We start from the raw sequence: 13,910 nt of genomic DNA on the forward strand, positions 1-13,910 counted from the left end.
CATGCGTACGGTGTTATTTGGAGCAAGTAAAGCCGGGCAATACTTTATTGAGCAAAATCCTTCTGCCAATATTGTGGCCGTGGCCGACAATGATACCGGGCGTCATGGCACCCAGCTGTTAGATGTTCCGGTGATTCCCCCCGCCCGTTTATCTGAGCTGAATTTTGATGCTCTTATTATTACCAGCCAGTGGGTAGACGCTATTCGCCACCAACTGGTGAACGAGCTCAATATTGACCCGGCATTAATTCACATCCCGCCAAAACAGCAGGTAAAAGCAGCACACCCCTTTATGCACCCCCCGACTCTTAAGCTGGCTCATACCTTGATGCACCAACTGCATAGCTTTCTTGAAACCTATGGAATTGTAGCCTGTCTGGATTCTGGCACCCTTTTGGGTGCGGTGCGTGACCAACAATTAATTCCGTGGGACGACGATATTGATTTAGCCCTCGACCCAGTCAATTTTAACCGACTGCTGTTGGTATCAGACCAGCTATATCGGTATTTACCGAGTCAGTCTGGTTTACACTGGCAGCTGGTAAAAATAGAGGTTAATGGGCGTGCGTGCTGTATCAATATTGAATTTACTTGCGAAGTTGCCGGCGATTGGATTTCTTTTGATTTAAGCCTGCAACTGCGTGAAGTGTCGGGCGGCTATTCAGAATTGATATCGTCTACCGGTCTGTTTTTTGCTCCGGCAGAGCATTTTGCCCAGCTTGAGCAAAAAGAGTTTTTGGGCAAAATATTCTGGATCCCGTCTAAAGCCAACGATTTTTTAACGTTTATGTACGGCAATTGGCAAACACCACAAAAAGATTTTCGTATTACCGAATATCACAGTCGTCGTGCAGATTTGCCCTTGGATAAAGCTCAGCCTGTTATTACCAAACAGGAAATTGCACGACCATGTTAACCCTACTCCTGACCAGTGCCGCAGCCAAAATTCCGATGTTAAAGGCAATTAAACAGGCCGCGGTGAGATTAGATGACAAAGCACAGGTAATTGCTGGCGACAGCGACAACGAGGCGATAAGTCAGTATTTCGCAGATGATTTTTGGTGTATGCCGGCTGTTTGCGCCGCGAATATCCAGCTTATTGTAGAAGGGCTAAAAAGTCGAAATATTACACATGTGATCCCCAGTCGCGATGCCGAATTACAGTTTTGGGCAACAAATCGTGAATTGCTTAAGCAGCATCACATTGAGCTAGTCTGTGCGTCATCAGCCGCCCTTGACTTATGTTTAGACAAATTAAAATTTGCGCAACTCAACGGCCCGACTATTGCTGCAAGCGAAGCCATAGATTTGTTGGACGCCCACCAGTCACTGGACACCCACCAGTCCCTGGACACCCACCAGTCATTGGACACCCACCAGTCATTGGACACCCACCAGTCATTGGACACCCACCAGTCATTGGACACCCACCAATCACTGGACACCCTCCGCTATGTAGTGAAAGAGCGGTATGGCGCTGGCAGTCGAAGCATGTTGCTCAATGTTAAAAAGGCCGAAGCAACAAGACACGCTCAAAAGTTAACTCATCCTATCTACCAGCTATTTATTGCAGGCAGCGAGATAAGCATTGACGCCTGGCTTGATAAACATCACAAGTTAAAAGGTCATATCTATCGCTACCGCCTGATAGTCAGGCACGGCGAGTCACAGGTAACACAAACCGTGAGTCTGCCAAAATTCGACCCGGTGGTGGCCAGCTTTTTAGAAGGCTTAAAGCTGAGTGGCCCGGTTGTGTTGCAAGCCATTATAGATGCCCATGATGTTTTACATATTATCGAATGTAACGCGCGTTTCGGCGGCGCATCTACACTAGGTATTAAGGCCGGTGTAGACAGTTTTTACTGGAGTCTGGCCGAAAGCCTGGGCCACGATATTCAACTCCTTCCTTTTGCACCTTTACCTACCCCCATTACCCAGATCCGTCATTCTCAGGATAGTTATTTGTGATTTATATCTTCGATTTAGACGACACCCTATACGATGAGCGCCAATATGTTGAAAGTGGCTTTAAAGCGGTGGCCCGTTTTGCTAAGCAGCAGTGGGGGCTGAACGAGCAAGATTCGCTGAAATCCATGATAGGTATACTTGACAACGAAGGCCGCGGGGCGGTGTTCAATCGCTGGTTAGCGTTATTTAACCTAGATAGCAAGACCAATATAAAGCGCTGTCTTTCGGTTTACCGTATGCATCAGCCAGATATTAATATGCCCGAGGCACATTCAGAGCTACTGCACCGTTTACCAAAACCGCTGTACCTGGTGACCGATGGCAATAAAATCGTACAACACAATAAAGTAAAGGCGCTGGGTATCGAACCTCTATTTAAACGCGTTTTTATTACTCACCGGTTTGGAACAAGGCATGCCAAGCCCTCTATTCATTGCTTTGAAATTATCAAACAAACCGAAGATTGCGCCTGGCATGATATGGTTTATATCGGCGATAACCCAGCCAAAGACTTTGTTAATCTGAACAAGCTGGGTATGCACACGGTACGGGTACTAACCGGTGTGCATCGTGATGTGCCGGCTAAAAAAGGTTTTGATGCTTCGGTCGTCATCAACTCATTACTTCAACTAAAAGGCGCATTCAGCCGGTAGAAAGATCCGGATATTGGGTAATACTGCTGGCCACCTGACTTCAGATTTTTAAACCTGCGCCGTTAACCTAATTATAAAAAACTGCCCAATTTTTTAGAGTTGTATTTTGAAGAATATTCACCGATTTTTTAACCAGTTTGATAAAGTCATCTGCATATCACTTGCCGATAGTCTTGAAAGAAGAGCGCGAATGCGCGCCGTGTTCAAGCAAATCGGTATCGCTAATTATATGTTTTTCGATGCTGTTGATAAGAGCAGTGAGGAAGTGGCTGCATGTTATTCTGAAGGCAAGGTAGCAACGTTTCCGCCGTGCTTTAGATGCAAAAAACTCAGCTGCGGAAACGATGACTGCAATAATGTTCTGATTCCTGCCCAGGTCGCCACATTTCTAAGTTATAAGGCGGTATGGGCCTGGTTAGCAAAAAGCAGTTTGTCTAATGCACTGTTGGTTGAGGACGACCTTGTATTGGCCGATAACGCAGAAAGTCGTTCGCAAGATATTTTCAATAAAGGTTTGTTAGACTCCTCGCCACTGCTACTTAATGAATCAGCCTACCTGGTACGGTTTGGATGGGCGCTTTGTGAAGAGCATGCTCTTGAGTCGGAAGTTCGCCTTGAAACCTTTTCCCGAATGGCGAACCCCGCACACGCGATTAATAAAAAAATGGCCGCAAAACTGCTAACTGCGGCCACAAATATCGATACCACCGTCGATATTTTTCAACATAATCAGGTTGCAAACGAGACAAACTCAGCTACGTGTTTCCCGCCACTATTTTATGAGCTTTCATGGAGCACTGGTGAAGTAGACTCTTTGATCCACCCCAAGCAAGTTCGCCTGGACTACCTGACTGCCCATAAGCAAGATAACCAGTTAATTAAAGATACTGAGAAAAAAATTCAGTTTCACAATAAGCATGTGAGCGTTTATAACATCCTTGGTATTGGTCATCCACGTTGTGGCTCAGGCTATACCGCTAGTCTACTAAATGCGCTGAGATTAGATGTAGGCCACGAAGAATTGAAACCTGATGGAATTGTTTCTTGGATGTTCGCATCAGAAAAAAAGGCTCCATGGGCAAAAAATGAAGGTGCACAATCAAAAGAATTTAAGCACTTTAAATATATTATTCATCACGTTCGTGACCCTAGACAAGCTATCCCTAGCATTATTCGAGACAACATTTATTCATCCGCGTCTTATCATTTTAGAAAAAATGTAATCAAACAAAAAATTTCTATTGATATGGATTCATATGACACGCACATAGAGCGAGCTGTGGTAAGTTATATTTTTTGGAACACGTTATGTTTGCAATTGAAACCAAACATTACCTATCGGGTTGAAGACCAGGAACACCTACTAATCGACCAACTTAAAGAAGATGATTTCATAGCTTCTGAACACAAACTACATAACCTGGTTTCTAAGAATGTAAATGAAAATAAAAAGTACAAAGGTATCAGGTACGCTAAAATGAATATTAAAGAAAATGATTACGCAAATATAAATCCTGCTCTTTTAAAAGAATTAAACTTTCAATGTGAGATATTTGGGTATCGGGGATTTTATTATGACTGAGCATTTAAAACACTTTGAAAGGCTAACTCTTCACCCCTTGGGCTGGACAAGGTCTGCACAGGGCAATGAGCCGTTAGATTCTTCTGGAGCCCCACTGCCTTGGTGGACATACCCTGCAATAGAATTTGTGAATAGTATGATCAGCAAATCTGACACCGTTTTTGAGTATGGCTCTGGCAATTCAACTTTGTGGTGGCAGGAACGTGTTGCTAAGGTACGCGCTGTTGAACACGATGAGGTATGGGCAACTAAAGTGAGCAAAAACCTAAGGGGGCACAATGAAGTCGCCTTTCGTGGACGTTCTACTGACACTGAGAGTGACCCTACATTAATTACATATAAAAGCTCCAATCCCAGAATCCAATTTCCCTACGATGCTCAAAAAATTGAACGAAGAGGATTATTGGATAGCGAATACCTTGATTATGCCAAGGAAATAACTACACATGGTGAAAAGTACGATTGGATCGTAATAGATGGCATGTGCAGAAGGCTTTGTCCACTTTTCGCTGTGAAATTTTTAAAAGAGGATGGCATAATTATTTTCGATAACTCGAATAGAAGTGATTATAAAGAAGGTTATGAATACCTTATAAATCAAGGATTTTATCAAATACGATTCTCTGGAAGTGTGCCTGGCGCCGCGTTTCCATCTACTACTTCTATATTTATTCGAAGTCTGAAAGCTTTAAATAAAATTACTTTTGAACCTTCATTATTCGGTATACCCGAATATTAACTGCCTTGTAACCGACAAATGAAACTGTCGACAATTTATCCATCGCAGAATGTCTTCATGGCATCTTTAAGAAGAAATGCCGGTGGGTTTGTCTCCGAGATGCATCGATGCGTTAAACTGCGTCGCGCCTCGGAAGCCGGCCCGGCTTAACTGCATAAAACCGTGGTGTACACCAGTACCGTAAGAAAAAAGCTTTACAATAATAGAGTGAGCTCGAATGAAAGGCGTAGAGCTAATGTGATCAATATTTCATCATCTGAATTAGTCTCGACTTAATCTGACACTTCTTCTTGAAAAGATGAGAGTTACCCGTTTTGATAAAGGTGTCGAATCTTTAATCAAAACAAAATAGGTAACTCTCATGTTGCATACTAACAATCCAATCATTAAACACAAAGCAGGCTTGCTTAATCTCGCCGAAGAACTCGGAAATGTATCAAGAGCGTGTAAAGTCATGGGCGTTTCTCGCGATACTTTTTACCGTTATCAAGAACTTGTTGAGGACGGTGGAATTGACTCATTAATCGATAAAAGTCGCAGAACACCTAACCTTAAGAACCGCGTCGATGAAGTAACAGAACAAGCTGTTATTGATTACGCTATCGAGTTTCCAGCGCACGGCCAACACAGAACGAGCAATGAGCTTAGGAAGAGAAGTATATTTGTGTCTGGCAGTGGCGTTAGATCTATTTGGCTTCGCCATGACTTGGAGAACTTCAAGAAGCGCCTGAAGGCACTGGAAGATAAAGTCGCCAATGATGGCATTATCCTCACAGATTCGCAGGTTGCTGCGTTAGAGAAAAAGAAGAATGATGACGAGGCTTGCGGTGAGATAGAAACCCTCCACCCTGGTTATCTGGGCTCGCAAGACACGTTTTACGTGGGAAATTTGAAAGGTGTTGGTCGTATCTACCAACAAACCTTCATCGATACGTACAGTAAGGTAGCCTTCGCCAAACTCTACACCACTAAGACGCCGATAACGGCTGCTGACGCACTCAACGATAAGGTACTACCGTACTTCGGACAGCATGATTTACCTATGCTTAGAATACTTACCGATCGCGGTACAGAATACTGTGGGAAGGTCGAGCATCATGATTACCAGCTTTATCTTGCTATCAACGATATCGAGCACACAAAAACTAAAGCTATGTCACCGCAAACCAATGGTATCTGCGAACGGTTCCACAAAACGATATTGAATGAGTTTTATCAAGTTACCTTCCCCAAGAAACTTTATGCATCGTTAGAGGAGCTGCAAAAAGATCTGGACGTGTGGATGGATTACTACAACAATGAAAGGACTCATCAGGGCAAAATGTGCTGTGGTAGAACGCCACTGGAAACATTAATCGATGGGAAACAGGCTTGGGCTGAGAAGAATTTAGCTCAAATCTAAGCTGACAGCGGCACCTGAAAAAACGGGTAACTGTCAGATCAAGTCTGAGCTAGTACACATCATCGCCTTCTGCATTTTATACCGTTATCGTAGCTATTAGTTACAGCTCGTATCCAAGTCTTTCGCTTACCGCCCGATAATAATAGGAACGAGCAACCTCCTGTCGAAATGCATCACTGTAAGTAACTTCCGGTAATGGACGAATGATTGTCAGCTTCTTGCCCCTCCCACTGTCGCCGGTGAGCTCAATCTGGTGAAACTTATTTATAAATCCCTGATAATAGGTGATATCAAGGTTCTTACATATTGCTTTCATTACAGATTCAGGCGCGCTACAAAAATTTTCGTATTTGTACAATGGAAAATCTTTGTATGCATCAAGAAAAATCAGTACCCGCTTGCAATAACTATCAAAATCGAGGCCGCCGTGGTTCCATTTATTCGAGTTCATAGAGCAAAAGGAGTCAATAGGATTTCGAACTGTAAGGACTGAATTAACGTGATAATCTGCCTCCAATAAATTCAAAACACTTTTGGGTTCAGGGCTGGGCTCTGGTTTCATAAGAAAATCAAAATGTGAATGATCTCTGATCACCAAAGTCTTCTTATCCTCCAGGCAGAAACGGTTTGCAAGCTCTATTCGCTGTCTGAAAATTTCGTCAAGTCGCGTCTTATCAGATTCAATCATGTTTCCTGCAAGCAAAAGTTGCACGGGATCAAACGGATTATAACGATAAGGTCCAGGGTTGTACGGATGGACCTCACTGGCAAGTGCTATATTCTGCATCGCTGCTATGCACTTGCTGATTAAAGTGCCACCCGAGCATGATAGATGATGTATGGTTCGCAATACGTGTTGCACTAGTTCTACTTACCTCTCAATACAAACAGAATAGAAATCTAATCATTTACCACTAACGGCCGCGGGTTCGTTCACTTTAACAACCGATACCTTTGAACAATACGCAAGCCATTATTATTGTCAGAACGTGATTTTACAATATTAAGACTATTCTTATTTTCAAACACCATTAACTGGGTGAAGTATTGGTGTTCTGACTGGACACCCACATTATGTTCTGATTGGACACCCACATTAAGTGTTCTGACTGGACACCCACATTAATTGCTCGATCTGATTGGACACCCACTTCGTCTTCGAGTTGAACACTTGGAAAGACTTAGCATAATCATCCAATTCGTAATCTGAGCATCAAGAGCTTGGAATATTAAGGTTGAGCCTACGTTTTGGACCCACGCTTTGAACCCAGACACCCACTGAACCCAGACATCCACAGACTGATAATCAGTACAGTAGTCAGTGTTTTGATATCAATGCAAAATAATATGCGACTTAACCTACACTGTTGCCTATTATGCCCAGACCCAGAAAAAGCCTTATATCTCTTTCACAAACCCCTTATTATCATTGTGTTTCTCGCTGTGTTCGTCGAGCATATTTGTGTGGAAAAGATAAATTCACCGGCCAAAGCTATGAACATCGCCGGCAATGGGTAGAAAACCGGCTTTTGTTTTTAGGCTCGGTATTCGCTATTGATATATGCGCTTATGCCGTAATGAGCAATCATACCCACGTGGTATTGCATATCGATAAAGCTTTTGCCCAGAGCTGGTCTACCGAAGACGTTCTGAAACGCTGGCACCGCTTGAGCAAAGGAACAGTGTTAACAAATCGCTACCTTAACGCCATTGAAAGAAGCACCCTGTCTGATGCAGAAATCAGAACCGTAGAAAATACCGCATCAATCTATCGTGAACGATTGTATGATATTAGCTGGTTTATGCGGCTGCTCAACGAATACATCGCCCGACAGGCGAATAAAGAAGACAAGTGTACAGGTCGATTCTGGGAAGGTAGGTTTAAATCTCAGGCACTGCTCGATGAAACTGCATTAGCGGCCTGCATGGTATATGTTGATTTAAATCCGATACGTGCTGGATTAGCAAAAACCCCTGAACATTCGGCACATACCAGTATATCTATGCAAATAAAAGCGGTCCGGAACAATAGACAACCTAAAAAACTCAGGCCATTAATGGGCATTGCCAGTAACAACAAACCGTCAGGTTTACCCTTTCTGCTAAATGACTATGTGGAACTGGTAGAACAGACCGGCCGGCAATTTTATCCAGGTAAAAGAGAAAAGATAACAGCGTTGGGGCCAATTTTAGAACGAAACGGCCTTACGAATACTGACTGGCAATGGTTGGTTAAAAGTATTGAAACTGAGTTCACCACCCAAATAAGCATTCGCCACGCTGAACAAAAAATAGAAAGAAAAAGAAAGTTAATCGTCTAATAGGCTTTTAAAGTTTTTTAAGAAACCCTTTTTACACCGATCTAATACAACACTTAGGTTCAGCTTGTTTCGATTTTATTCAACTCAGAGCATCCTGCATTTTTAGAGAAATTTCGCCTCTGTGAAATAATAACACATACAAAATTTCACATTATAAGAGGTAATTTAAACATTTTAAACTGTTGTTAAACGTGGGTGTCCAGATGTTGGAAGCGTTTCGACCAGAGAACTAAGGTGCTAAAGAGCGATTCGTTGATTACATAGAGTGGATGTCCATTAAAGTTTTTCATGGTTAAATTGGTGAAAAAAGATCATCTGCTTGTTGGTGGTACTCTGTAGTTGCCACAATCAGAAGCAATTACCATGAGTTACAAGCAGTTGCTCAAAGAGCGACGATACCAGATCGGAGTCTACTTCCGCGAGTGTTTCAGCTACCGGTAAATTGGAAGCGTGTAACTATACCCATAAATTCATACACGTGATTTTAGGTACAGCTCTTTAAAATCTTCTCGGAATAAGGTGGGTGTCCAGTTATCCCCAGAATAAGGTGGGTGTCCAGTTGTTCCTAGTGAGTTTACGTACCGCTCTTTAAAATCGCTCGCGGCATAAGGTGGGTGTCCAGTTGTTCCCTTGCTCTCACGGAAAAACTTAAACTAAAAACGCATCACATATAGAACATAAAGACCTCACATGTTCTATATATAGAGCAATAAAACCATGATCAAATTTGACTAACTTATTTTTATGCACTATATATAAAACATTTATCAGTTAAATGTTTCATATGTGACGCAAATGCCAAAATCGACAGTTAGAAGTTACTCCCGTTACACCGAAGAGGCGCTGACATTGTTGGCGAAGCTCATTCGTGCCTCAAGACTCGAGAAAAAGATGAGTGCACAGGAGGTTGCAGACCGCGCAGGTATTTCCAGAGGGATGCTTTCTCGCATAGAAAAGGCAGATCCTAAATGCGAAATAGGAGCAACTTTCGAGGTAGCCAGAATCGTCGGTGTAACACTGTTTGAGGCAGAGCCGAGCCGACTTACTATGCAGGTCAGACAAATTGAAGAAAAGCTGTCACTGCTGCCTAAAAGTGCCCGAAAAACGAGTAAGGAAGTAATAGATGACTTCTAAACAAGATTATAAAGAAGCATTTGTCTGGATTTGGTTGCCCGAAGAAACCAAGCCTGTCGTGGCAGGTCGTCTCGCACCTGATGGTGATAATTTGATCTTCAACTACGGTAAAAGTTACTTAGAAAGAGTGAAGGATGCAGTGCCTATCTATGAACCTGAACTCCCACTGCGTCCCGGTGCACTTCCGTTATTAGACGGGCTCAGTGTGCCCGGCTGTATCCGTGACAGTGCGCCAGATGCATGGGGCAGACGCGTTATTATTAACCGACGCCTCGGGTATAAAGGTGATGATACCGATACGGCTCAGCTAGATGAGCTGACCTATCTTTTAGAGTCGGGGTCTGACCGCATTGGTGCACTAGATTTTCAGCTTTCTCCTACCGAATACGTACCGCGCTCTGCGAAAAATGTCACCATGGAGGAATTAGTAGAATCGGCGGAACGGGTTGAAAAAGGCGTACCGCTAACGCCCGAGCTAGATCAAGCCCTGTTTCATGGAAGTTCTATTGGTGGCGCTCGCCCTAAAGCCCTGATTGAAGAAGACGGAACAAAATACATCGCAAAATTTTCCGCCAGTAATGATATCTACAGTGTCGTTAAGGCCGAATTCATCGCCATGCGATTGGCCAAGTTTGCTGGACTTGATGTGGCGCCGGTTAAACTAACCAAGGCCGCGAATAAAGATGTACTGCTGGTAGAAAGATTTGATCGTGTGACTTCAGAGGAAGGCTGGGAAAGAAAATCTATTGTGTCAGCACTTACCCTGTTTGCACTGGATGACATGATGGCGCGGTATGCCAGCTATGAGACACTGGCAGAAATCATTCGACACAGATTTACTAAACCGAAGGTGACACTTCGGGAACTATTTTGCCGCCTGACATTTAATGTTCTTTGCGGCAATACAGACGATCATGCTCGCAACCATGCAGCGTTCTGGAATGGCCACACATTAGCGTTAACACCGGCCTATGACATATGTCCTCAGGGGCGTACCGGAAACGAAGCGTCTCAGGCCATGCTCATTGCAGGTAACAATAAAATGAGTCAACTCGCCACATGCCTGCAAACTGCGCATAACTTTCTGCTATCGCAAGAGGAAGCTAAGGCTATTTTTGAACACCAGATTCAGATAATTGAAGATAACTTTGATACCGTCTGTGCCGAAGCTAAACTGTCTGAAATCGATAAGCGGTTGTTTTGGCAACGGCAGTTTTTGAACCCATACTCGATAACGCAATAACACCCAGCGTCGCTATTTCCCGTTGAGCGCGGCGGGGTGGTGGCGCTGATAGGTCTCTACCAGCTGTTTATTAGTGACATGCGTGTAGACTTGCGTGGTAGAGATATCAGCATGCCCTAACTGTTCTTGAATAATGCGGATGTCTGCGCCATTCTCCAACATCTGGGTGGCAGCAGTATGCCTGTATAAATTGCATGCCCCCTTTCTGCGCTCGCCAGCGTAAGTCACATATTTTCGAACCAAGGAAGATAATTGGCGCGGTGTAAACGGCGTGCTTCGTTCATTTAAAAATAACGTATCACCCGAGGCGATACTGGAAAGCTTCGGGCGAATGGTATTCAAGTAGCGCGTCATCATTTCACTTGTGCGTTTAGCGATTGGTACAATGCGATCCTTTCGCCCTTTACCGTTTCTTACCCGAACCAAATCCTTGACTGTATCTACATCAAATACGGCCAGCTCTGCCCGCCTCATACCTGAGGCATAATACATTTCCAGCACAACTTTATTGCGCACACCTTTGGGGCCTGTCCACTTCCCCTTTAATGGGACAGTTCTAAATTAGAGTTTTCTAATTTTACTCGGTAGGCTGCCGGAGGCAGATTACCGAGACTTTCATGTGTTCTTTCTTCGTTGTAATCCAACTGTAACTACTCTCTCCCTCCACTGCTCGGGGCATGACGCGGTCGGGGCTAAAGCGGTGGATGTCCATATTATTCCCTCTAGAGCAAGTCACCGCGCAAAACGTAGATATCGAGCAACTGCTACCATTGCAGTACGTTAAGAACTAGGTGGGATTATTAGACGCTTACGAAGTTGGTGTGAAACTGTGATAGTTGAATTTAATCCACCACTCTTAAAGTGTTGGATTGTAGTCATTTTCTTGTAAGTAAGGCTTGCTTAGTCCAACGTGGATACCAACTGATAAAGGAAGCCTTCACCGTTAGCTTCTCGATATGACGTTATATATTTAGAGCTAACAGTGAGAAAGTCTCGCTCGTCACAACTCCAGTTATCGTGCCCCATATCAGGTTTATTGTCAGTAAAATTTATTACGTCACCGCCATAAATTACACCACCAGCCTCCTTGATAAGCTCAATAGCTAGGAGTGCGTCATCAGCCCGAAACGCGACGCCACTAACCCCAATTTCGTATAGCGACACACCTTTCTCTTCAATTAAGTTTTTATATTTTTCAATCATGAATTAATCCAGTTTTTTGGGTCTGAAAAAGCGTCGGCTGCTTTGCTGATGCGGGTGATTTCATCTTGGGTTAGATATTCACGTTCACGAACATCTTTATATTTGCGGGTATTGGTAATTTTCGAGTTTTCGGTGTTTGGGGTGGGTCTTCTGTAATCTTCTAAGTTGCTGATATTACTCATCTGGCTCTCCGTAACTTTCGAGATTATAGTCGAAAACTGGAAAGATTTATACGGTGATAAGGATTGCTAGTAATGTAATCGTGATGATGGTTGCTAAAGTAAGAGCCGGATCCCGCAGGGATCCGGCCAACAGTTTTGTATTAGCCGCTTGATGGAATAATTAATATTACTAGAGAAAGTATGGTTAATAATGTCCAGTACACTTTGTTCGCTAGTGGTGTGTTGTTTAATATCTTAGCTGTAACCCATAACGGGAATGTAAGCAGCGCATTCATTAAATGGCTTAAATTTGAGAAAGCTCCAGTGTTTTCACCCTCAGCCAAGTATTCCCAATTAATCCAAAGGAATCGGATGGATATTGCAGTCAGCAATAAAATTGAGATTAGATAGAGTCCTGTTGATATTATCTTCCTTACGTCCATTATCTTAAGCCTCCATCATACAACTCTTGTGCTAACTGCTTTCTTCGTTGTTGCCCTGTTGCTCCACAGTTCGTGCAGCGATAATAGAAATGACCACTCCCATTCCTTTGTTCATCTTGAGAGCCTAGAGTAGTTATTAGGTTGTAAGCTTTTATTGGATTGCCAACACTCATTCCTGCTCTTATTGGGTCACCGTGGCTAGTTAGGTCTTTGACTTTTATGTTTCTAATATTCTTATGACCTTGTAATTCGGTAAGGAATTTCTTGCTTATCGGTGAGCCCACCAAGACCAAGTTATCTACTTTGAAACCAGCATCAGCATATTTGGCTGAATATTGCGCTGCTAGTAGAGAGCCAAAGGAATATCCAATCATATTAAATTGCTCACTACCGCTATCTGGAAGCCCAAGACTATGAGGAAAGCCCTCCATTTTCTCATTGAGGGCGAGATAGCCTATTGCGGCATCGACAATAGCACCACCACTTAGTCCTTCTGGGCCAATGGTTGTAACTCCACTTATCCCCGCTTCTTCAAGCGCATCCTTCATACCTGAAATATAATCACCGTTGAGACCAGCACCACCAAAGTAAAAGGTGCCATTAGGATTCTCATTGGTACTATCATTCTTTGCTATTTGTTGCTGTGAACCAATATCTCCAGTAAGAGTTTTGCTTCTTCCACCACCATTTGAAGTGGATGTATATGAAGAACTTCCATTACTTTTGGTAGTTTTTGTAACTGTTGTGGATACGCCATTACTCGTAACAGTGGCAGTTTGCTTGGTTTCGCCAGTTCTTTTAGCAATTCTTGAACCAGTGGATACCTTTTTAACTTCTTCCGTTTCAACTGCACTGTACCCTGTAGGGTCAGTGTACCCCAGGGGATTGTTCATCACATAGCTGTATGGATTAATACCCTGACTGTTTCCGACACCCTGTATGAATGGGTCTACAGAAAGAAAACGCCCAAGGTTATAATCATAAACCCGCCCGTTCATATGAATCAGTTCTACTTCATCCAGATGTTCATGGTCGGTGAAGCCTTTGCGGGTAGCCTGGGC

14 protein-coding genes are annotated in these 13,910 nt (G+C 43.4%); 9 read left to right on the top strand and 5 right to left on the bottom strand.

Annotation, left to right across the window (positions count from 1 at the left end; translation table 11 throughout):
• Position 1: 1 nt before the first annotated feature.
• From JK130_RS05590 to JK130_RS05615, 6 genes are all read left to right on the top strand, one after another.
• On the top strand, positions 2-916 hold the full coding sequence (locus tag JK130_RS05590) for a LicD family protein (RefSeq protein ID WP_218353238.1): 915 nt from the start codon (positions 2-4) through the stop codon (positions 914-916).
• A complete protein-coding gene (locus JK130_RS05595) occupies positions 910-1,968 on the top strand; it encodes an ATP-grasp domain-containing protein (protein WP_218353239.1) in 1,059 nt (352 codons plus the stop codon). Before JK130_RS05590 ends, JK130_RS05595 begins: the two co-directional genes overlap by 7 nt.
• Positions 1,965-2,621: an HAD family hydrolase gene (locus tag JK130_RS05600; protein WP_218353240.1), complete on the top strand. Its 657-nt coding sequence runs from the start codon at positions 1,965-1,967 to the stop codon at positions 2,619-2,621. The genes JK130_RS05595 and JK130_RS05600 overlap by 4 nt, the downstream gene beginning before the upstream one ends.
• Before the next feature lie 106 nt (positions 2,622-2,727).
• Complete coding sequence (locus tag JK130_RS05605) at positions 2,728-4,203, top strand: glycosyltransferase family 25 protein (protein WP_218353241.1); 1,476 nt, start codon at positions 2,728-2,730, stop codon at positions 4,201-4,203.
• The gene (locus tag JK130_RS05610; protein ID WP_218353243.1) at positions 4,196-4,942 is read left to right on the top strand and encodes a hypothetical protein; all 747 of its coding nucleotides are present in this window, start codon (positions 4,196-4,198) and stop codon (positions 4,940-4,942) included. Before JK130_RS05605 ends, JK130_RS05610 begins: the two co-directional genes overlap by 8 nt.
• A 361-nt stretch (positions 4,943-5,303) precedes the next feature.
• Positions 5,304-6,344, top strand: coding sequence for an IS481 family transposase (locus JK130_RS05615; RefSeq protein ID WP_218353245.1), 1,041 nt, complete (start codon positions 5,304-5,306; stop codon positions 6,342-6,344).
• A 100-nt stretch (positions 6,345-6,444) separates the two neighbouring features.
• On the opposite strand, the gene JK130_RS05620 is transcribed toward JK130_RS05615, so the two are convergent.
• The gene (locus JK130_RS05620; RefSeq protein ID WP_218353246.1) at positions 6,445-7,131 is read right to left on the bottom strand and encodes a hypothetical protein; all 687 of its coding nucleotides are present in this window, start codon (positions 7,129-7,131) and stop codon (positions 6,445-6,447) included.
• Between the two features lie 589 nt (positions 7,132-7,720).
• On the opposite strand from JK130_RS05620, the gene JK130_RS05625 reads away from it, so the two are divergent.
• From JK130_RS05625 to JK130_RS05635, 3 genes are all read left to right on the top strand, one after another.
• On the top strand, positions 7,721-8,665 hold the full coding sequence (locus tag JK130_RS05625; protein ID WP_218353248.1) for a transposase: 945 nt from the start codon (positions 7,721-7,723) through the stop codon (positions 8,663-8,665).
• A gap of 795 nt (positions 8,666-9,460) precedes the next feature.
• Entirely contained in the window at positions 9,461-9,799 is a 339-nt protein-coding gene (locus tag JK130_RS05630; RefSeq protein ID WP_218353249.1) for a helix-turn-helix transcriptional regulator, read from the top strand.
• Positions 9,789-11,042 carry a type II toxin-antitoxin system HipA family toxin gene (locus JK130_RS05635; RefSeq protein WP_218353250.1) on the top strand — a complete coding sequence of 418 codons (1,254 nt, stop codon included), beginning with the start codon at positions 9,789-9,791 and terminating at the stop codon, positions 11,040-11,042. Before JK130_RS05630 ends, JK130_RS05635 begins: the two co-directional genes overlap by 11 nt.
• Before the next feature lie 12 nt (positions 11,043-11,054).
• On the opposite strand, the gene JK130_RS05640 is transcribed toward JK130_RS05635, so the two are convergent.
• The 4 genes from JK130_RS05640 to JK130_RS05655 all read right to left on the bottom strand — a co-directional run.
• Positions 11,055-11,558, bottom strand: coding sequence for a tyrosine-type recombinase/integrase (locus JK130_RS05640; RefSeq protein ID WP_218353251.1), 504 nt, complete (start codon positions 11,556-11,558; stop codon positions 11,055-11,057).
• 384 nt (positions 11,559-11,942) lie between these two features.
• Positions 11,943-12,245: an Imm40 family immunity protein gene (imm40, locus tag JK130_RS05645; protein ID WP_218353252.1), complete on the bottom strand. Its 303-nt coding sequence runs from the start codon at positions 12,243-12,245 to the stop codon at positions 11,943-11,945.
• Positions 12,242-12,427: a hypothetical protein gene (locus JK130_RS05650; protein WP_218353254.1), complete on the bottom strand. Its 186-nt coding sequence runs from the start codon at positions 12,425-12,427 to the stop codon at positions 12,242-12,244. The genes imm40 and JK130_RS05650 overlap by 4 nt, the downstream gene beginning before the upstream one ends.
• 421 nt (positions 12,428-12,848) lie before the next feature.
• On the bottom strand, positions 12,849-13,910 hold a 1,062-nt coding region (locus JK130_RS05655), incomplete at its 5' end, for an alpha/beta fold hydrolase (protein WP_218353255.1).

The organism is Alteromonas lipotrueiana (genome assembly GCF_019249245.1).
Classification (GTDB): domain Bacteria; phylum Pseudomonadota; class Gammaproteobacteria; order Enterobacterales; family Alteromonadaceae; genus Alteromonas; species Alteromonas lipotrueiana.